This is a genomic window from Pseudomonas ulcerans, assembly GCF_036324125.1.
Taxonomy (GTDB): Bacteria; Pseudomonadota; Gammaproteobacteria; order Pseudomonadales; family Pseudomonadaceae; genus Aquipseudomonas; species Aquipseudomonas ulcerans.
The window spans coordinates 1-19,324 of the sequence record NZ_JAZDQN010000044.1 but is presented as its reverse complement, the minus strand read 5'-3'; the positions used below and the strand labels follow the sequence as shown (position 1 = coordinate 19,324).

At 66.7% G+C, this 19,324-nt stretch carries 16 protein-coding genes; 15 read left to right on the top strand and 1 reads right to left on the bottom strand.

The features are described from left to right. Positions 1 to 3 precede the first annotated feature (3 nt). The 15 genes from V0R59_RS26595 (at position 4) to V0R59_RS26525 (ending at position 18,461) form a co-directional block, all read left to right on the top strand. Positions 4 to 969, top strand: coding sequence for an NAD(P)H-dependent flavin oxidoreductase (locus V0R59_RS26595; RefSeq protein ID WP_330077668.1), 966 nt, complete (start codon positions 4 to 6; stop codon positions 967 to 969). A 13-nt stretch (positions 970 to 982) separates the two neighbouring features. Beyond that, positions 983 to 1,729, top strand: a complete 747-nt coding sequence (locus V0R59_RS26590; RefSeq protein ID WP_330077667.1) for an enoyl-CoA hydratase/isomerase family protein — start codon at positions 983 to 985, stop codon at positions 1,727 to 1,729. Then, positions 1,726 to 2,967: a CaiB/BaiF CoA transferase family protein gene (locus tag V0R59_RS26585; protein ID WP_330077666.1), complete on the top strand. Its 1,242-nt coding sequence runs from the start codon at positions 1,726 to 1,728 to the stop codon at positions 2,965 to 2,967. Before V0R59_RS26590 ends, V0R59_RS26585 begins: the two co-directional genes overlap by 4 nt. A gap of 1 nt (position 2,968) precedes the next feature. Then, positions 2,969 to 3,718, top strand: coding sequence for an enoyl-CoA hydratase/isomerase family protein (locus tag V0R59_RS26580; RefSeq protein WP_330077665.1), 750 nt, complete (start codon positions 2,969 to 2,971; stop codon positions 3,716 to 3,718). 9 nt (positions 3,719 to 3,727) lie between these two features. Further along, complete coding sequence (locus V0R59_RS26575) at positions 3,728 to 5,356, top strand: AMP-binding protein (protein WP_330077664.1); 1,629 nt, start codon at positions 3,728 to 3,730, stop codon at positions 5,354 to 5,356. A 456-nt stretch (positions 5,357 to 5,812) separates the two neighbouring features. Continuing rightward, a complete protein-coding gene (locus V0R59_RS26570; RefSeq protein ID WP_330077663.1) occupies positions 5,813 to 7,681 on the top strand; it encodes a 3-dehydroquinate synthase in 1,869 nt (622 codons plus the stop codon). Continuing rightward, on the top strand, positions 7,678 to 8,565 hold the full coding sequence (locus V0R59_RS26565) for a UbiA family prenyltransferase (RefSeq protein WP_330077662.1): 888 nt from the start codon (positions 7,678 to 7,680) through the stop codon (positions 8,563 to 8,565). Before V0R59_RS26570 ends, V0R59_RS26565 begins: the two co-directional genes overlap by 4 nt. Next, positions 8,562 to 9,299 (top strand): EboA domain-containing protein, encoded by a 738-nt coding sequence (locus V0R59_RS26560; RefSeq protein WP_330077661.1) that lies wholly within the window; start codon positions 8,562 to 8,564, stop codon positions 9,297 to 9,299. Before V0R59_RS26565 ends, V0R59_RS26560 begins: the two co-directional genes overlap by 4 nt. Before the next feature lie 46 nt (positions 9,300 to 9,345). Next, the gene (locus tag V0R59_RS26555) at positions 9,346 to 10,230 is read left to right on the top strand and encodes a TatD family hydrolase (RefSeq protein ID WP_330077660.1); all 885 of its coding nucleotides are present in this window, start codon (positions 9,346 to 9,348) and stop codon (positions 10,228 to 10,230) included. Beyond that, positions 10,227 to 11,426, top strand: coding sequence for a metabolite traffic protein EboE (gene eboE, locus V0R59_RS26550; RefSeq protein WP_330077659.1), 1,200 nt, complete (start codon positions 10,227 to 10,229; stop codon positions 11,424 to 11,426). Before V0R59_RS26555 ends, eboE begins: the two co-directional genes overlap by 4 nt. After that, positions 11,416 to 12,861 carry an alkaline phosphatase family protein gene (locus V0R59_RS26545; RefSeq protein ID WP_330077658.1) on the top strand — a complete coding sequence of 482 codons (1,446 nt, stop codon included), beginning with the start codon at positions 11,416 to 11,418 and terminating at the stop codon, positions 12,859 to 12,861. The genes eboE and V0R59_RS26545 overlap by 11 nt, the downstream gene beginning before the upstream one ends. Then, complete coding sequence (locus V0R59_RS26540) at positions 12,840 to 13,973, top strand: hypothetical protein (RefSeq protein WP_330077657.1); 1,134 nt, start codon at positions 12,840 to 12,842, stop codon at positions 13,971 to 13,973. The genes V0R59_RS26545 and V0R59_RS26540 overlap by 22 nt, the downstream gene beginning before the upstream one ends. Positions 13,974 to 13,983: 10 nt before the next feature. Beyond that, a complete protein-coding gene (locus V0R59_RS26535; protein WP_330077656.1) occupies positions 13,984 to 16,347 on the top strand; it encodes a hypothetical protein in 2,364 nt (787 codons plus the stop codon). Positions 16,348 to 16,405: 58 nt separating this feature from the next. Continuing rightward, positions 16,406 to 17,455, top strand: a complete 1,050-nt coding sequence (locus V0R59_RS26530; protein WP_330077655.1) for a hypothetical protein — start codon at positions 16,406 to 16,408, stop codon at positions 17,453 to 17,455. Between the two features lie 106 nt (positions 17,456 to 17,561). After that, positions 17,562 to 18,461 carry a sterol desaturase family protein gene (locus V0R59_RS26525; protein WP_330077654.1) on the top strand — a complete coding sequence of 300 codons (900 nt, stop codon included), beginning with the start codon at positions 17,562 to 17,564 and terminating at the stop codon, positions 18,459 to 18,461. On the opposite strand, the gene V0R59_RS26520 is transcribed toward V0R59_RS26525, so the two are convergent. Then, positions 18,414 to 19,121, bottom strand: a complete 708-nt coding sequence (locus tag V0R59_RS26520; protein ID WP_330077653.1) for an AraC family transcriptional regulator — start codon at positions 19,119 to 19,121, stop codon at positions 18,414 to 18,416. The two genes, V0R59_RS26525 and V0R59_RS26520, sit on opposite strands and share 48 nt — an antisense overlap. Positions 19,122 to 19,324: the final 203 nt, after the last annotated feature.

Genomic DNA, 19,324 nt, shown 5'->3' with positions numbered 1-19,324 from the left:
TCCATGCCCCTCGATACCCGCCTGACCCGCTTGCTGGGTATCCCTTATCCGATCGTCCAGGCTGGCATGAGCTGGGCATCGAGCTGCGCCGCACTCCCTGCGGCGGTCAGCAACGCCGGCGGTCTCGGCGTCATCGCGGCCGGCCCCATGCGCCTGGCCGACCTGCAACGCACCCTCGGCGAGATGCGCAGCCTCACCGACAAGCCCTTCGCGGTGAACATGCCGCTGTACCGCAAGGGCGCCGAGGAAATCCTCGATCTGCTGGTGGCCGAGCGCGTGCCGGTGATCATCGCCAGCCAGGGCTCGCCCAAGGCGCACCTGGCACGCTTCAAGGCCTATGGCGCGACCTGGCTGCACGTGGTGGCCTTCGTCGAGCACGCGGTCAAGGCCGCTGCCGCCGGGGTCGACGGCCTGGTGGTGGTCGGCAGCGAAGCCGGCGGGCATCCGCCGGCCAACGAAGTCAGCACCCTGGTCAACGTGCGCCGGGTACTCCAGGAAGTATCGATTCCCGTGGTGGCCGGTGGTGGAGTCGCCGATGGCCATGGCATCGCCGCCCTGCTCGCCCTCGGCGCCGACGCCGTGCAACTGGGCACCCGTTTCATGCTCAGCGAGGAAGCCAGCCTGCACCCGGCCTACAAGCAGCGCGTGCTTGAAGCCGGGATCGCCGACACCGTGCTGGTGGGCCGCGGCAAGCTGCCGGTGCGCAGCCTGCGCAATGCCTTCACCGAACGGGTCGCCGCCGCCGAACGCGACGGCCTGCACCTGAGCGATCCGCCGGCCTACGAGGCGCTGCTGGCCTCGGCCAGCCTGAAACAGGCGTCGTTCGACGGCGACGTGGGCAACGGCAAGGTCGAGGCCGGGCAGTCCGCCGGCCTGATCCATGAGCTGCTGCCGGCCAGCGCCATCATGCGCTCGCTGATCGAAGAACTCGAACAGGCGCTGTCCCGCCTGCGTGCCATGCAATCCTGAGGGGAGCTGCACCATGACCGAAGATTCCGTCGTACTCAACGACACCGCGGACGGCGTCCGCACCATCACCCTGAACCGCGCCGACAAGCTCAACGCCCTGAATTTCGCCCTCACCGAAGGCCTGGTGGCCGCGTTCAAGGCTGCCGACGCCGACGACAGCGTGCGCGCCGTGGTCGTCACCGGCGCCGGTCGCGGCTTCTGCGCCGGCGCCGACACCCGCGAATTCGCCGTGCTCACTCCGGACAACCAGGACCTGGTGGAGCGCCGCGCGGCGCTGACCACCGAGCTGCAAGGCCTGGTCAAGCAGATGGGCAAGCCGGTGATCGCCGCAGTCAACGGCTACGCCATGGGCGGCGGTGCCGGCCTGGCGATCTCCTGTGACCTGGTCCTGGCCGGCGAATCGGCGCGCTTCGGCTACCCCGAGGTCAAGCACGGCATCGTCGCGGCCATCGTCATGGCCGGGCTGGTGGAGCATGTCGGGCGCAAGGCCGCCTTCGAGCTGGTGGCCACCGGCCGCACCGTGCACGCCGACGAAGCCCGCGCCCTGGGGCTGGTCAACCGCGTGCTGCCCGACTCGCAACTGCTCGACGAAGCCCGCGCCCTGGCCCTGAGCCTGGCGGCGCACCCGGTCAATGCCATGCAAGCGACCAAGCGCATCTTCCACCAGGTGGCCGAACTGCCGTTCAGCGAAGGCCTGAAGCTGGGCCAGCAACTGAACGCGCGCATGCGTGCATTCCGCCAGCAGGAGCAGCAGCCATGAAGCCCCTGGCAGGCATTACCGTCATCGAACTGGCGCGGGTCCTGGCCTGCCCGTTCGCCGGGATGATCCTCGCGGAACTGGGCGCGCGGGTGATCAAGGTGGAGCAACCGCGCACGGGGGACGAAACCCGTGGCTACGAGCCCTTCGTCGGCCAGGACGAGCTGGTGCGCGACGAGCTGGACGAGGAAGCCCTGGCCGCCGCCCTCGGCCATGAGCGCAGCGCCTACTTCTATGCCTTCAACCGCAGCAAGGAATCGATCACCGTCAACCTGCGCAGCGCCGAGGGTCAACAGGTGGTGCGCGAGCTGGTCAAGGACGCCGACGTGGTGCTGGAGAACTTCCCGGTGGGCACCCTCAAGCGCTACGGCCTCGACTGGCCGAGCCTGAAGACGCTGAACGAGCGCCTGATCTATGTGTCCTGCACCGGCTTTGGCCAGACCGGCCCCTATGCGCGGAAAAAGGGCTACGACACGGTGTTCCAGGCCATGAGCGGGATCATGAGCCTGACCGGCGAGAAGGACGGCGGGCCGGTCAAGCCGGGGATTCCGGTGTCCGACCTCAGCTCCGGGCTGTGGATCGCCCTGGGCATCGTCTCCATGCTTCAGGGCCGCGAGCGCGCAGGCAGCGGCGCGTACCTGGACTTCTCCATGCTCGACGGCCAGATCAGCCTGCTGGCCCTGGCCGCCGCCCGCTACTTCGCCCTCGACGAAGTGCCCGAACGCCTCGGCACCGAGCACCCGGGGCGAGTGCCTTCGGCCAGTTTCCGCTGCGCCGACGGCGGCTACGTGCATATCACCGGTGCCGATCAGCACTGGCGGCCGCTGTGCCAACTGCTCGGCCTCGACCACATGGCCCATGATCCGCGCCTGCAGCTCAACAGCGGCCGGGTCCTGCATCGCGAGGAAGTCATGGCGGCGCTGAGCGAGGCCACGGCACGCCTGACCCGTGACCAACTGTGCAGCGCCTGCGACGCCGCCGGGGTTCCGGCCGGGCCCCTGCAGACCCTGGACGAGGTGGTGGTCGATCCGCACCTCAACGCCCGTGGCGTGTTCGGCGCCTTCGAGCACCCCGAAGGCGGGCGCTTCCCGGCGATCCGCCTGCCGTTCCAGTTCGAAGGCCTGGAACGCCCCGATCCCGGCCGCCCGCCGCTGCTGGGCGAACATACCGACACGGTGCTGTCCGGCCTGGGCTACAGCGCCCAGCGCATCGACGCGCTGCGCACTGCAGGAGCGATCTGAGATGGATGAACTGCAACTGGAAAACGTCGACCTGAGCGTCGACGAACACGTGGCGACCCTGACCCTGAACCGTCCCCAGGCGCGCAATGCCCTCAACACCGGTCTGTGCCGCGACCTGCACGCGGCCTTGCATGCCGTGCGCCAGCGTGACGACGTGCACGTGCTGCTGATCCGCGCCAACGGCCCGGTGTTCTGCGCCGGCGCCGATCTCAAGGAGCGCAAGGACATGGACGAGGACCAGATCCGCGCCCGGCGGATCAAGGCCTTTGCCGTGTACGCCGCCCTTGAAGACATGCCGATGCCGGTGGTGGCCGTGGTGGAAGGCCCGGCGGTGGGCTCCGGCTGCGAGATTGCCGCGGCCTGCGACTTCATCGTCGCCAGCGAGGCCGCCAGCTTTCGCTATCCGGAAGGCCGCTGGGGCACGGTGGGCGCGACCCAGCGCCTGCCGCGCATCGTCGGTCGGCGCCTGGCCAAGGAACTGATGTTCACCGGCCGCGAGGTGTCGGCACAGGAAGCGGTGAACATCGGCCTGGTCAACCAGGTACGGGCGGTGGCGGCATTTCCCGCCTTCGTCGCCGAGCTGGCGCAAAGCATCGCCGCCGCCCCGGCCCCAGCCCTGCGCAGTGCCAAGCGCACCATCGACCGTGGCCTGGACGACAGCCGCTTCGGTGCCCTCGCCCATGAAATCCTGGCCATCGAGGACAACCTCGCCCAGGGCACCTGGCGCGCCGGCATGACTTCGTTTTCCTGAGGAACCCTGATGAACGAACATCTTTCCCCGCTTCCCGGTCCGCTGTGGCAGGTCCTGGTGGACAGCGCCACGCGCGCCCCCGACAACACCGCGCTGGTGGCCGACGACGGCCGCCTGGACTACCGCGAGCTGCGTGAGCAGGTCGATGCCCGCGCCCGCGCCATGCTCGCCCTGGGCCTGCAACGCGGCGAGCATATCGGCGTGCTGATGGGCAATTCGCTGGACTGGGCGCTGACCTGGTACGCCGCCGCCTCCATCGGCCTGGTCTGCGTGCCCTTCAACACTCGCTTTCGTACCGAGGAACTGGGCTACGGCCTGGGCCATGAAGACGTCCGCGCGCTGTTCTGCGTCGACCGTTTCCTCGGCAAGATCGACTTCATCGCCATGCTGCGCGAGGTCGAGCCGGCCATCGACCGGCAACTGCCCGGCCAGGCCCTGCCGCTGCTGCGCCAGGTGGTGGTATTCGGCGAGCAGGTGCCGGCCGGCGCCATCGCCGCACCGGCGTTCCTCGCCGCTGGCGGGAGCATCGACGCCGACACCCTGCAGGCGGCCCGCGACGCGGTGACCCCGGACGATACCCTGCTGATCCAGTTCACCTCCGGCACCACCGCCTTCCCCAAGGGCGTGATGCTCAGCCATGCCTCGATGCTCGGCGTCGCCCATTCGGTGGCCGGGCGCATGGGGGTGCAGGCCGAGGATCGTTACTTCAGTCCGCGGCCCTTCTACCATGTGGCCGGCAGCACCATGTCGCTGCTGGTGGCGCTGGTGACGGGGACGACGCTGGTCACCGCAGCCACCTTCGACCCGGCCCAGGCCCTGGCGATCATGAGTGCCGAGCGCTGCACCCTGACCTCGGGCAACGACACCATGTTCCTCATGCTCCTGGCCGACCCCAGCTTCAGCGATACCCGCCTGTGCCTGCGGGGTGGCTGGGCGGCGGCCAGTCCGCAGATCCTCCGGGACGTGGTGGAGCGCATGGGCGCGGCGGCGATCTGCAATGCCTACGGCTTGTCCGAGGCGTCGCCGAACATTGTCATTTCCGACCATCGCGAGCCGCTGGAATACCGGTTGGACGGCTCGATGAAACCCCATGCCGGGCTGCGCCTGGAAATCCGCGACCCGGCCACCGGCGAGGCCTTGCCGCCCGGCCAGCCGGGGGAGATCTGCGCCAGTGGCTGGAGCCTGATGCAGGGCTACTACAAGCTGCCGGAACAGACCGCTGCGGCACTGCGTGACGGTTGGCTGTACACCGGCGACCTTGGCGTGCTGTCCGAGGAAGGTCGGCTGCGTTTCGTCGGCCGGCTCAAGGACATGTTCCGCGTGGGTGGCGAGAACGTGTCGCCGCTGGAAGTGGAACAGGTGCTGCTCAAGCATCCGGCGGTGGAACTGGCCCAGGTGATCGGCGTGCCCGATGCGCGGCTGGGCGAGGTGCCGGCGGCCTATGTGACCCTCAAGCAAGGCGTTGCCGCCTCGGTCGAAGAGCTCACCGGCTTCTGCAAGGAACGCTGCGCCAACTTCAAGGTGCCGCGCTACCTGGCGATCGTCGATGACTTCGAAAGCATTGGCATGACCGGGTCGAGCAAGGTGCAGAAAGGCCGCTTGCGCGAGCATGCGCTGAAGCAGTTCGGCCTGGATTGAAACCCTCCGTGGGCATGGGCGGTTTACCCAGACCACCCATGCTGCGCGGTCCGGGTAGGAGCTGCGTCAGCTGCGAAGGACCGCGCAGCGGTCCCAAGACCATCCCGCACGAGCCTCTGACCAAACCGCATCATGGATTCACAGCGCCCGATCTGCCGCGTTTCTCCAGGCTCATTGGATAGACAGGATTCGGGACCGCTGCGCGCTCCTTCGCAGCTAACGCAGCTCCTACCCGCGTCGACCATCCCTCTGTGGGAGCGGGCCCTCCAGCCCTCGAAAAATCCCATGCCCGCGCCTTGCAAAAGCCCCGCGACCGTCTAAGTTTTGTGAGTGACCTGATGAGGTGCCATCAAAACACTATCACTCAAAAGACACCTCACTCCCTCAAAAGAACAACTATCAGTCTGTAGAAACTGAAACGGATATCAGTCGAAAAAATATCAAGAGGGATGCTTGATGAAGCGCGGCCTATGGCGTGGTGTGCTCTCGAAACGAGGGCCTGCCGAATGGTTCTGGGTGTCTGTAATCTGCTTTTCCGTCCTGGTGGTCGCCAGCTTCCTGCTGTTCGAACAACAGATCCAGGACCTTGTCGCCCAGCTCGATCTTTACCTTCCCCGGACTCCGGCGCAGCAGTTAAACCTGGCGCTGCTGGTGATCGCCCTGCTCGCGCTGGACGTGGTGCTGCCGGTGCCGTCGAGCATGGTGGCGCTGCTGGCCGTGGCCGCCCTGGGCGGGGTCGGCGGTTACCTGGTGATCTTCATCGGCCTGTGCCTCGGCGCCTGGCTCGGCTACGCCCTGGGCGCCGGCTATTTCCGGGTGCTGTCGGGGCGCCTCGGGCTGCACCAGCGCAAGCCCGGACAGCTTGCCCGCAAGCTCGGCACTCTGTCGTTGATCGCCCTGCGCGGCGTGCCGGTGCTGGCGGAAACCTCGGTGGTGGCCGCCGGCATGCAGCGCTATCCGCTGCGCACTTTCGTTGTCGTGACCACCCTGGCCAATGCCGGCCTGGCCCTGGCCTATAGCGCCATCGGCAGCTACCTCGTCGAGCAGAATGCGCTGCTGGTGACGCTGCTTGCCAGCATGGTCCTGCCCGCCCTGTTCATCGCCGGCTACAGCCTGTTCAAGCGCCTGCGCCAGGCGCCGCAACAAGCGCTGCACGGCCGTTTCGAGGTCAGCTACGACTATCCGGTGCTGTTCACCGACCATCTGTTCGACCTCGACAATCCCTGCCTGCACCAGCAGCTCACCGCCGGCCAGCACGGCCGCGTGACGGTGCTGATCTTCGCCGACGAACACCTGCTGCAATGCAATCCACGGCTGGCGACACAGATCCAGGCCTGGTTCGCCGCCCATGCCGACCTGCACCTGCAAGCGGCCCCCATCGCCGTCCCGGCCGGTGAACTGAGCAAGACCGCCGACGTACTGCAGCAGCTCTACCGCGACATGCTCGCCCATGGCCTGGACCGCCACTGCTATGTCCTGGCCATGGGCGGCGGCGCCCTGCTGGACTCGGTGGGCTATGCCTGCGCCACCTTCCACCGCGGCATCCGCCTGATTCGCCTGCCGAGCACGGTACTGGCACAGAACGACGCCGGGATCGGGGTGAAGAACGGCATCAACGCCTTCGGCCAGAAGAACCTGCTGGGCGCGTTCTACCCCGCCACGGCGGTGATCAACGACTTCCAGTTGCTGACCAGCCTGGGCCGTCGCGACCAGATCGCCGGCCTGGCCGAAGCAGTCAAGGTGGCGCTGATCAAGGACGAGGCGTTTTTCCAGTGGATGGAGCAGCAGGCCGATGCCCTCGCCGGCTTCGAGCATGCCGCCAGCCGTCATGCCATTCGCCGCTGCGCCGAACTGCATCTGGCGCATATCACCGGTGCCGGCGATCCCTTCGAGCGCGGTAACGGGCGGCCGCTGGACTACGGCCACTGGGCCGCGCACAAGCTGGAAAACCTCAGCCAGCACCGCCTGCGCCATGGTGAAGCAGTGGCGGTGGGCATGGCCCTGGACGGGCTCTATGCCAATGCCCTGGGCCTGCTGGGCGATGCCGAGACGGAACGGGTCATGGACCTGCTGACCAGGCTCGGCTTCAACCTGTGCCCGCCGGAACTGAGCCTGAAGGACGCACAAGGCCGCTCCCTGGTGCTGCTCGGGCTGGAAGAATTCCGCCAGCACCTGGGCGGACAGCTGTCCATCCCCATGCTCAACCGCATCGGCAGCTCCATCGACCTGCATGAAATCGATGACCGCCTGATGGAGCAGGCGCTGCTGCGGCTATCGTCCCGCGGCACTGCGGCACCGGCCCTGAACGAGGGCTGCACGCCATGAGCCAGATGCCGCAGGTCAAGGCCTGGATGACCCTGGGCCGCATCTCCAACCTGCCGACGGTCTGGACCAACACCCTGGCCGCCGCCCTCCTGGCCAGCAGTGCCGGGGCCCTGGCGCCGCCTTCGTCGCTGGTCTGGGTGCTGCTGCTGGTCACCCTGTCGCTGCTGTACCTGGCCGGCATGTTGCTCAACGACCTGCTGGATGCCGACTGGGATGAACAGCACCACAACCCCCGGCCCATCACCCTGGGCCTGGTCAGCCGCCGGCAGGTGCGTCTTGCCAGCGTGCTGTTGCTGGCCCTGGCCGGCGCCTCGGCGCTGCTCCTGAGCCAGCTGATCGACCAGCCCCGCTGGCTGCTGGGCGGCGTGGTCCTGCTAGTGGCCTGCATCTTCGGCTACAACCTGCTGCACAAGAAGCATGCCCACAGCGTCTGGCTGATGGGCGCCTGCCGCTCCGCGCTGTATCTCACCGCCGCGGCCAGCCTGGCGATACCGCCGCAGCCCATCTGGCTCTGCGCCGCGCTGCTCGGAGTGTATATCAGCGGGCTGACCTACCTCGCCCGCCAGGAACACCGCAACCAACTGATCAGCCGCCTGCCCTTGCTGCTGATGCTGAGCCCGCTGGCCCTGGCGCTGTATGCCGGGACACTGTGGTTCTGGCCGGTGCTGGCGCTGTGGCTGGGCTGGCTGGGCTGGCACTACCGGCTGCACCTGGCCAATCCGCAAAAGCGCCAGGTGCGCGCCTTCATCGGCGCGGGGCTGGCGGCGCTGCCGCTGTTCGATGCCCTGGTGATGGCCGTGGCCAACCAGCCGCTGGGCAGCCTGTTCTGCGTCCTGGTGTTCTTCCTGCTTCCTCACTTCCAGCGCTGGATCAAACCGACATGAGCATGGATTCGCTCGAAATGCGCCACGAATGCCTGGCTGAACGGCATGAGCACCTGACCCGACAACTCGACCCGGACGAACAGCACTGGTGGCAACAGGCCCGGGAGCAGTTGGCCCGCACCGCCGAGGCCATCAAGGCTGCCGTGCTGATCAGCCAGTGCAAGCGCCACCTGCGTGACCAGCCCGGCGCTGACGGCTGGAGCACCGTGCAACTGGCCCGTGCGCTGCTGCTGGCCCAGGTCGTCGGCCAGCATGCCGGCGACGCCCAGGTGCCCCTGCTGAACCAGTTGTTCCTGTGGGGCGACGATCAGGAAAAGATCGCCCTGCTCAAGGCCCTCGACTGGCTCGACAGCCGCGGCCAGTGCCTGGACCTGGCGTTGCTGGCCGGGCGCACCAGCAATCCCCAGGTCTTCGCCGCCCTCGCCCTCGACACGGCCTACCCGTCCCGTCACTACCCGGAAAGGGCCTTCCAGCAATTGCTGCTCAAGGCGCTGGGCATGGGCCTGGACAGCGCCCGGGTGATCGGCCTGGAGCAGCACCACGGCGTCACCCTCAACCAGCTGGCCCTCGACCTGCTCGACGAGCAACTGGCCGCCGCCCGCACGGTGTCCCCCAGCCTGCCCCGGCTGATCGCCTTCGACCTGCTGAGCCCTGCGCAACGCCAGCGCCTGGCGGGCCTGGACCGGCAGCAACGCCTGCCCCGGGAATGGCACGAGCACCTGGCCAGCGCCTGAACGCCCCCCTACGTACACGACACTCTGCCTTGAAGAGGATGTAACCATGCCGAAGTACTTCGATCCGCATATCCATATGGTCAGCCGCACCACCGACGACTACCAGAACATGGCCGCCGCCGGCATCACCGGGGTCATCGAGCCGGCGTTCTGGCAGGGCCAGGCGCGCACCAGCGTGCATAGCTTCGTCGACTACTTCGACACCCTGGTGGGCTGGGAGCGTTTCCGCGCCAGCATGTTCGGCATCCATCACTTCTGCACCATCGGCATCAACCCGAAGGAAGCCAACAACATCGCGGTCGCCCACGAGGTGCTCGACGTGCTGCCGCGCTACCTGGTGAAGGACGGCGTGGTGGCCGTCGGCGAAATCGGCTACGACGACATCACCCCCGAGGAAGATCGCTTCTTCGCCATGCAGCTGGAAATGGCCCGGCAGTTCCAGCTGCCGGTGCTGGTACACACCCCGCACCGCGACAAGATCGGCGGCACCAAGCGCACCCTGGCGGTGATCCGCGAAGTCGGCATCCCCGAGCACCTGGTGATCATCGACCACCTCAACGAACTGACCCTGCCCCTGGTACTGGACAGCGACTGCTGGCGCGGCCACTCCATCTACCCCAACACCAAGATGTCGGAAGAGCGCATGGTCGCCCTGCTCAAGCAGTACGGCACCGAGAAGATGGTGGTCAACAGCGCCGCCGACTGGGGCATCAGCGACCCGCTGAAGGTGCCGAAGACCGGCCAGGCTATGCTTGCCGCCGGCTTCACCGAGGCCCAGGTGGAGCAGGTGCTGTTCCACAACCCGGTGAATTTCTTCGCCCAGAGCGGCCAGCTGGACAAGGCACTGGTGAGCAAGCCGCTGCCCATCGACCAGCGCAAGCAGTGGCAGGACAACTCCGCCCTGCGCGGCCAGGACCCGGTGGTCAAATGAAGGCCGCGCAGCTCGGCTATTGCAGCAATGTGCACCCGGCCCATGACCTGGCCGGGCTGCGCTCCTCCATCGAACGGCACTTCCAGGGCGTGCGCCGGCTGCGCGGGCTGGACCGCCAGGACAGCGGCCTGTGGATCTGCGCCCGGGCGGCGGCCGAGCTGCAACAACCGGAGGCACGGGCGCAGTTCCTCGACCTGCTGCACGACACCGGGCTGCGCCTGACGTCGCTGAATGGCTTTCCCTATGGCCGCTTCCATGAGGGCGCGGTGAAGGCCGAGGTGTACCTGCCCGACTGGAGCATGCCGGAACGCCTGGGCTACAGCCTGGACCTGGCGAGGCTCCTGGCCGAGGCCTTGCCGCCTGACTGCGGGCAAGGGGTGATTTCCAGCGTGCCGCTGGGCTACGCCGCTGGCTGGAGCCCGCTGTTGCAGCAGCGCGCCGAGGACCAGCTACGCCAGCTCACGGCCGGGCTGGCCAGCCTGCATCGGGAGACCGGCAGGAAGATCGTGGTCTGCCTGGAAATGGAGCCCGACTGCGTGCTGGAGAACACCGACCAGGCCATCGCCTTCTTCCGCCACTGGCAGGCCAGCGATCCGAACCAGGCCTACCTGGCGCTGTGCTTCGACGTCTGCCACCAGGCGGTGATGTTCGAGGACTGTGGCCAATCGCTGGCGCGGCTGCGCCAGGCCGGGGTGCCGATCGGCAAGATCCAGCTGTCCAACGCCCTTATCTGTCGCATACCCGTCGACGACCAAAGCCGCCGCCGCGAAGTGCTCAAAGTGCTGGCCAGTTTTTCCGAAGCCACCTACCTGCATCAGGTCAAGGCCCGCGACGGCCAGTGGCTGGACCTGCCGGCGGCCCTCGAAGCATGCGCGAAAGATCCGCGCCGCTATCCCGAGTTGCGCATTCATTTCCATGTGCCGCTGTTCAGCGAGCACCTGCTGCTGCCTGAACTCAGTGGCAGCCAGGTCGCCCTGAAGCAGACCTTCGACTACCTGGCCAGGCACGCGGAGTTCCGTCCCGTGCTGGAAGTGGAAACCTATAGCTGGGGCGTTCTCCCCGCACAACTGCGGCCTGCCGACGAACAGGCCCAGCTACAAGGCATCGCTGCCGAGCTGGACTGGGTCGAAGCGCAACTGCGCGAACGTCACCTGCTGCACGAAGAGCCACTGGAGGTGCCTGCCGATGCCTGCTGATCGCCCGCGCCAGCCCTTGTTGCTGATCAACGTGGTCGGCCTGACCCCGGCATTGCTCGGTCCGGCGACGCCGCACATCAACAGGCTGCTGGAAACAGCGAAGATGGCCAGCCTGCAACCCTCGTTCCCTGCCGTGACCTCCACGGTGCAGGCCTCGATCCTCACCGGCCTGCCGCCCTCCGGGCATGGCATCGTCGGCAATGGCTGGTACTTCCGCGACCAGGCCGAAGTGCGCTTCTGGCTGCAGCCCAACGCGCTGATCCAGGGCGAGAAGGTCTGGCATACCCTGCAGCGGGCGCTGCCCGGGTTCCGCTGCAGCCAGTTGTTCTGGTGGTTCAACATGTATGCCGACGTGGCGGCCTCCATCACCCCGCGCCCGCACTATCCGGCCGACGGCCGCAAGCTGTTCGGCCTGTACTCCTCGCCGCGGGGCCTGCATGAACGGATCGAAGCGCAGATCGGCGAGTTCCCCTTCCCCGGTTTCTGGGGGCCGGCGGCCGGCATCGCGTCGAGCCGCTGGATCGTCGATTGCGCCCTGCTGGAGTTCCAGCTCAACCGCCCCGACCTGCAGTTGATCTACCTGCCTCACCTCGACTACAGCCTGCAACGGGTCGGCCCCGATCATCCGTCGATCGCAGGTGAAGTGCGGGCCATCGACCAGGAGGTCGGGCGCCTGCTGGACTTTGCCCGGGACCAGGGCGCGGCGGTGATGCTGCTCTCCGAATACGGCATCGAGGCGGTCGAGCGCTCGGTGTCGATCAACCGCGTGCTGCGCGGCGAAGGCCTGCTGCAGGTGCGCCAGTCGCTGAGCTGGGAATTGCTCGATCCGGGGGCCAGCGACGCCTTTGCCGTGGTCGACCACCAGATCGCCCATGTCTATGTGAAGAAGCCCGAGGACATTCCCCGGGTCAAGGCGCTGCTGCAGGGGCAGCCGGGCATCGAACAGGTCCTCGACAGGCACGAGCAAGGTGCCTTGCACCTGGATCACCCGCGCAGCGGCGAACTGGTGGCCGTGGCCGCCGCGGGTCACTGGTTCGATTACTACTACTGGTTCGACGACGCCAAGGCCCCCGACTTTGCCCGCACCGTGGATATCCACCGCAAGCCGGGCTACGACCCGGTGGAGCTGTTCGTCGACCCGTCGATCCGCTTCCCCCGGTTGAAAGTGGCGCGCCGCCTGCTGCAGAAGAAACTCGGCTTTCGCTACTACATGGACCTGATCCCGCTGGACACAGGACTGGTCTGCGGCAGTCACGGCCGTGCGCCTGCCAGCGAGCAGTACGGCCCCCTGCTCATCACCGATTGCGACCTGTCGTTGCCTCCGCGTCTCGCGGTGACAGAGGTCAAACAACTGCTCCTGGAACACTTCCTGGGGCAGTCCTACACCGACCTGGCCAATGCCAAGGAGCTTACATGCGGCGAGCCATCTCTATAACCGTTCTCAGTACACTGGCCGGACTGGCCCAGGCTGAGGCATTCGACTGCAACAACTTCCTCGACTTCGGGGGCGACCTGGCCAAGACCCGGGCCGAACTCGCGCAGAGCCCGGAAACCCTGAGCTGGAACTGGTTCGCCTGCCTGAACCAGCCCGCCGCCAATGGCCTCGATCGGGTCTGGGAGACCCTCAAGCCCTCGGACCAGGTCTACCTGAGCAATGGCGCGGCGCCCGGCGCGTACAGCCAGAACGTGCCACCGCCGCAGGCGGTGCTGGACGCGGCCAGCGCCCAGGGCATGAACCTGAATCGTGCGTTCCACAACCTCAATGCCGTGCAACAGGTCGACGGGCTGATCCTGGAAATGGGTGGCAAGACGGTGCCGGCACAGCTCAGCGGCAAGCCCGTGCGCTTCCAGTTGCTGATGAGCGAGGGCACTTTCGACTACATCGTCCAGCAGCAGGTCTACAACGTGAATGGCCAGGCCGCCCTGACCCAGGACCTGGCCTTCCCCTCCAACGCCTGGGAACTCAAGGCCGGCTGGCTGTGGATCGGCAGCGACCTGGCGTTCAAGGCGCAACTGGAAAAGGACAACTACTACATCGCCCAGGCCTGGTACCAGGAACAGGGCGGCACCTACCAGGTCGGCTACGCCGCGCTGAGCGGCCTGCACGTGATCAACAAGCTGACGCCGGGCTGGGTCTGGACCACCTTCGAGAACCGCAACAACCACAAGTACACCGTGACCAACGCGATTCCACCCACGGAGATGACCAACAGCACCGGCCCGACGGCCGCCGCGCAGCCGGTCAACAGCGAGTTCCAGGGCATCTACGAGAACCTGTCGCAGTACGAGCTGATCGGCACCCAGTTGCAGACCAACCCCACCCTGCTCGCCAACTCGCAACTCGAATCGGCCTTCCAGAGCCAGTCGTCGTGCTTCGCCTGCCACGACACCGCGGCGTACTCCAAGGACAAGGGCTACTTCAATTTCGCCCTCAAGCAACAGGACGGGATCGTCTACCCGACGTCCCTGGTGCCGGCATCGGAGTTTGCCGGCTACAACCGGCTGGACTTCGTCTGGTCGTTGAAACGCGCCCAGTGGCAACGTTAAGGAGAACGACATGAGCGTATTGAACTTCCCCCGCATCTACCTGAACGGCCACATGTTCTGGAACCCGCCGACCGGCAACAACAACGACACCTACCCGCTCTACGACGCGGTGAAGATGGAGCTGAACTGGCCGTTCCTGAAGTACTACAACATCACCCCGGAAAACGCCGACACCTACCTGATGCCGTGGCTGATCACCCCGCGGGTGCTGCACGAGGCCCCCGACTACGTCACCCAGGTACCAGGCAACGTGTCCAACAGCCCGCCGACGCTGATTCCCGGCGAATGGGACCTGTTCGGCGACAACGGCTGCGGCACCGTCAGCTACAACGACATCAAGTCGGTCATCAGCGGCGGCGAACTGCCGGGCGGCGGCTACGTCAGCCAGGACCCGCTGATCAACCAGGGCTTCAACCTGTTCGGCAACCCCTTTGGCAGCAACAGCCCGACCCCTGCGCGCTTCGTCGATATCAGCCCGTGGCAGAACACCTTCACCGCGCTGTATTTCGACCGGCTGGTGCTGGGCAACGACCAGTGCGGCCTCACCGCCAAGCGCCAGTACCGCATGCTCGACCGCTTCCTCAACTTCAACTGGGCGACCCTGGGCGGCCTGTTCTACGTGACGGCCACCTGGCAGACCTGCTTCCCGAAAGAGAACCTGACCTGGGCCCTCGGCGGCTCGACCCTGCTACAGAACCTGCAGCAGCAGATGGACCAGCAAGGCGCCCAGGGCCTGATGCTGCGTTTCTCGTCCTACCTGACCTGCTACGACAAGAACGGCATCTTCAACAACTACCCGCCGATCAACACCCACTCCACCGCGCCGCTGGACATGGCCCAGGTGCAGGACATGTATCAGAAGGGCCTGGACAACGTCGGCAGCATCTTCTTCAACCCCGCCTACAGCCGTACCTCCGGCACCCTCGGCCTGTGGTTCGCCGACGAGTACCCGACGGCACCCGGCGGGCGTCGCCTGGTGGGCAGCCAGGCGGTAACGCTCAAGCGCCCGGGGCAACCCGACAAGTCGCAGACGCTGGGCATCATCCCGGTCCAGGCGCACGACAACACCCTGTCCCTGGACCTGCTCAACGGCTTCCCGTTCTATCCGCTGGACAAGACCGCGGCGATTCCGGATGCGGAAAAATTCGATGCCGGCAGCTACGAGATCGGCGTGCGCCAGGGCTCGAACTTCACCTCGGTGGGCAGCTTCGGCTTCGATGACTACAAGCAGTCCGAGTTCGTCAAGCGCTCCGGCATCCTCGACCTGCCTCTCAGCGCCGATGCGCAGAAGCTGCTGGCCAGCGGATCGCTGGAGCTGCAACTGCAAGGCACCACGCCGGCGACCGTCGCCACCCAGCAGATGTGGACCGCCGAGGTGGTGGACAGCGGCAGCTTCATCGACGTGGGCGATACCCGCACGCTGCAGATCATGGTGCAGTACGACGGCCTGCCGGCGCCGGCTGGCACGGCGTTGACAGTAGTGGAGTACAACAACCCTTACCTGGTGGGGACCTCGGACTATTACCTGGCCTTCAGCAACCCTGCCGACTTCACCCTGTTCAACGACTATCCCGACGACCGCGTCAACAACAGCTCGGTGCTGCCGCAGTTCGTCGACATGCCCACCGCCCCCCAGCAGGTCAACGAAGGCAACGGCCGCCAGCTCGTCGCGGTCCGACCCACCGTGCGCTCCGCCACCATGCAGCCGGTGAGCTACCAGCAGTACCTGACGACGCCGGGTGCGGTGGCGCTGAGCCCCTGCCTGACGTTCGGCGGCGCGGTGCAGACCGAAGGCGTCCTGCAGGGCCAGAACACCACGGTGCAGTACAGCTACACGCAGATCCAGACCGATGCCAACGGCATCGCCACCCTGAGCATGACCGCCGTGGCAGCCGGCTTCCCGACCCTGCGTTTCTTCCTCCACGAGAACGGCCAGGCACCTGACATTCCCTTCAGCTTCAGCTATTTCCAGACCTATGCCGACTTCCTCGCCCCGGTCCGCGTGCTGCCCCAGGAGCCGCAGATGGAGGAAGAGTTCGTCAATGCCTGGAACGCCATCTATCACAACGCCGATTGCGGCCAGCAGATCTGGGAAACCTTCATCTACCCGCGCATCCTGGAGCCGTTCTACTACCTGTACCCGATCATGGACAAATACATGCCGCTCAACTCGCTGTCGCGGATCGAAGGCGCCATCGACCAGCTCATTGTCCTGGTCAGCAAGGAGTACCAGCTGGAAAGCACCCTGGCGATGCCGATCACCCGCGACCTGCCGCAAAGTCGCCGGGCAATCCTGGAGCTGTGGGCGACCAAGCTGGTGAAGCTCAACTACCCACCGCAACCGCTCAGCATGGGCGACTACGCGAGCATCTGACACAGGAGCGCCGGGTGACGTGATGTCACCCGGCATTTGTCCACGGAGAGAGACCCCCATGCCCATTACCATCCCGGCGCGTCCCCGCGAGGACCTGCGCCCTTCCACCCTCATCGCCGAAGGCCTGCTCAACCCTCGCGGCGTGCACCTGCAGGACGACGGCAGCCTGCTGCTGGTCGAAGCCGGCTCGGGCCTGCCGGGCGAGCCGTTCAGTGGCCGCATCAGTCTTTTGCGTCCCGATCTGGCCAGACCGGGCGCCTGGCTGCCGCGGGAGACCGTTGCCCAAGGTTATCGCTCCATGAACATGCAGGTCCGCATGTTGCGCGACGAGATCATGGGGCTGTCGGATATCGCCCAGGGCGACGGCCGCTGCCTGGTCAGCCAGACCGACTACGTCGAAGGTTCCCGATTGCTCGACCTGCAATACACTCCGCCGGAACCTGTGTGCCACAGCCAGGGCAATCTCAATGCCCTGTGCTACCACCCGAGCCGCCGCAGCTGGCTGGCGGTCAAGCCCGATACCAACCAGCTGGTGGAATTCCGCCCAGGCGAGGGCGAGCAGGTGCTGGTGGAATTGCCGGACCTGGAACGGGGCCAGGAAGCGGTGCCCGTCACCCTGGTCCATGAGGCGGCGACGGATGCGGTGCTGATCAGCCTGTTCTCCGGCGAACTGCATGGCGATCCGCAGCGCAAGGGCTTGGATTTTGCCGACAGGGCCGGCCAGGTGATCCGCGTCTGGCCGGGCAGCGGGAAGATCGAATGCGTGATCGACGGACTGCAATTGCCCACCGGGCTGGCGCTGGCGCCGCAGGGTCAGTTGTTGGTGCTGGAGCTGTGCGAAAGCCTGCAACAACCGCTGACCGCCGACTGGAACGGCGAACCGCGGCATGGCGGGTTCACGCGCTTCAGCGGGCGGCTGCTGCGTTGCGATCTGCACAGCGGCGAGGTAACCGTGCTGGCCGAGGGCCTGGATACCCCGTCCAACCTGTGCCTGGTGCCTGGCGGGGTGGTGGTCAGCGAGGGCATGGGGTTGTCGGGAAGGCCCTTGCCCACGCCGGAGGGTGGCGTCCTGCCGCTGGCCGGCCGACTGCGGCGGGTGCAGTTCTGACGGCGGGAGCGGGCTTGCCTGCTCCCCCACTCATGCGCCGTTCGTTCAAGCGCGTACCACGGGAACAGACCGACACTCAGCGCTCCAATTTTCATGGAGCAGCCCAATGCGCAGCCTGTACGGTCCCCTTTTCTTCTTCGGCTTCATCGGCACGGCAACAACCCTCGCCAGCCTGGGCGCAAGCTTCGCCTGGCTGTTGCCGCTGCTGCTCGCGGCGATCACGGTCAGCGCAGCCTGCGAGCGCCTGTGGCCCTATCGCCCGTTCTGGAACCGGCCACAACAGGACACCGTCCGCGATGTGCTGCATGCCGGCGTCAACGAATCCCTGAACATCCTCAGCGTATCGGCCATTCCCCTGGTTGCGCCTTTCCTGCCCGACCTGGGCATCTGGCCCAGCCACTGGCCGCTGGCCTGGCAACTGCTGCTGGCGATCCCCATCGCCGACCTCGGCATCACCCTGGTTCACTACGCCAGCCATCGCAGCGCCCTGCTCTGGCGCCTGCACGCGGTCCATCACAGCGTCACCCGCCTCTACGGCTTCAATGGCCTGATGAAGCACCCGCTGCACCAACTGCTCGAAGCCCTCGGCGGTACCCTGCCGCTGCTGCTCTGCGGGCTGCCACAGGAGACTACGGCGCTGCTGGCCTTCGCCATCGCCATCCAGTTGCTGTTGCAGCACAGCAACGTCGACATGCGCCTGGGTGTGCTGCGCCACGCCTTCGCCTGGGCACCGGTGCACCGCCTGCATCACCTCAAGTACGGCAGCAATGGCGACGTCAACTTCGCCCTGTTCTTCAGTGGCTGGGACCGGCTGCTGGGCACGGCGCTGCACCTGCCGGGCTACGAACTGGCCGACGATGACCTGGGCATCGGTGATTGCCCCGATTATCCGGTGGCCTACGCCGACCAGTTGCTGCAGCCCTTCATCGGGCCCCGCGCCACTCACCCACCGGCCGTACTACCCGCCGGGTTGCGCGACGCCCTGGCCGATCACGCGCAGTTGTAGATGACGCAGGGTGTGGTCGCCACGGATGCCGAAGTGCCGGCGGATGCTGCGGGACAGATGGGCCGAGTCGGAGAAACCGGCGGTAGCGGCGGCGCTGGTCAGGCTGTGGCCACCGAGCGCCAGCTGCAGGGCCAGGCGCAGGCGCTGCCAGAGCACCAGGCGGCGCACGGAGACGCCCAGTTCGCCGCTGAACAGGCGTTCCAGCTGGCTGAGGGACAGGGCGGCTGCGCTGGCAAGCTCGGTGGCCGGCAAGGTGTCGGCGTCCAGCTCGCGGATACGCTGCACGGCCTTGGCCAAGCGCGGTTGCAACGTGCGGCGAGGTAGCCGGGACAAGACGGCGAGCAGGCCTTCGGCATCTGCGCCGGTGCCTTCGCAGACTTCACGCAGCCGCGGCAGCTCGAAGGCCAGCGGCTCGGCGTAGAGGCTGAGCAGGGACTGCTCGCCGGTGAGGATGGCATGTTCCCGGCCCGACTCGATCAACAGCACCGGGCCGCGCTCGACCTTGCCGTCGACCAGGGCCTCGACTTCCCCGGACAGGGCGATCAGCACCTGATGGGGATAGTGGGCATGGCTGCCGGTGTGCCCGGCCTGGCCGGCGATAAGGCAATGGTCGGGGGCCAGCCAGAGGGTGCCGTGCCAATGGGGTTGGAGGTGGTGCAAGGGCGGGCTCCGCCTGGGCTGTTGGCGGGCAACAGTAACACTTTCCGTGACCTTGGCGGCCTCGTCGCGCCAGGGGTGTCTCGCTTTGTGCTGGTGCTGGTGCTGGTGCTGCGAGCTTATCCATTGCCTGCGGCGACTCTGCCGGCCCCTTCCGCCTTTACGGCGGGTCACTTTTGCTGGGCGGCAAAAGTAACCAAAAACGC

What these genes read in the sequence shown, in the direction of transcription:
- V0R59_RS26590 (WP_330077667.1), top strand. Translation starts at nt 983, where the DNA reads ATGACCGAAGATTCCGTCGTACTCAACGACACCGCGGACGGCGTCCGC.
- V0R59_RS26525 (WP_330077654.1), top strand. Translation starts at nt 17,562, where the DNA reads ATGCGCAGCCTGTACGGTCCCCTTTTCTTCTTCGGCTTCATCGGCACG.
- V0R59_RS26555 (WP_330077660.1), top strand. Translation starts at nt 9,346, where the DNA reads ATGCCGAAGTACTTCGATCCGCATATCCATATGGTCAGCCGCACCACC.
- V0R59_RS26560 (WP_330077661.1), top strand. Translation starts at nt 8,562, where the DNA reads ATGAGCATGGATTCGCTCGAAATGCGCCACGAATGCCTGGCTGAACGG.
- V0R59_RS26580 (WP_330077665.1), top strand. Translation starts at nt 2,969, where the DNA reads ATGGATGAACTGCAACTGGAAAACGTCGACCTGAGCGTCGACGAACAC.
- V0R59_RS26545 (WP_330077658.1), top strand. Translation starts at nt 11,416, where the DNA reads ATGCCTGCTGATCGCCCGCGCCAGCCCTTGTTGCTGATCAACGTGGTC.
- V0R59_RS26540 (WP_330077657.1), top strand. Translation starts at nt 12,840, where the DNA reads ATGCGGCGAGCCATCTCTATAACCGTTCTCAGTACACTGGCCGGACTG.
- V0R59_RS26585 (WP_330077666.1), top strand. Translation starts at nt 1,726, where the DNA reads ATGAAGCCCCTGGCAGGCATTACCGTCATCGAACTGGCGCGGGTCCTG.
- V0R59_RS26570 (WP_330077663.1), top strand. Translation starts at nt 5,813, where the DNA reads ATGAAGCGCGGCCTATGGCGTGGTGTGCTCTCGAAACGAGGGCCTGCC.
- V0R59_RS26595 (WP_330077668.1), top strand. Translation starts at nt 4, where the DNA reads ATGCCCCTCGATACCCGCCTGACCCGCTTGCTGGGTATCCCTTATCCG.
- V0R59_RS26575 (WP_330077664.1), top strand. Translation starts at nt 3,728, where the DNA reads ATGAACGAACATCTTTCCCCGCTTCCCGGTCCGCTGTGGCAGGTCCTG.
- V0R59_RS26565 (WP_330077662.1), top strand. Translation starts at nt 7,678, where the DNA reads ATGAGCCAGATGCCGCAGGTCAAGGCCTGGATGACCCTGGGCCGCATC.
- V0R59_RS26530 (WP_330077655.1), top strand. Translation starts at nt 16,406, where the DNA reads ATGCCCATTACCATCCCGGCGCGTCCCCGCGAGGACCTGCGCCCTTCC.
- V0R59_RS26535 (WP_330077656.1), top strand. Translation starts at nt 13,984, where the DNA reads ATGAGCGTATTGAACTTCCCCCGCATCTACCTGAACGGCCACATGTTC.
- eboE (WP_330077659.1), top strand. Translation starts at nt 10,227, where the DNA reads ATGAAGGCCGCGCAGCTCGGCTATTGCAGCAATGTGCACCCGGCCCAT.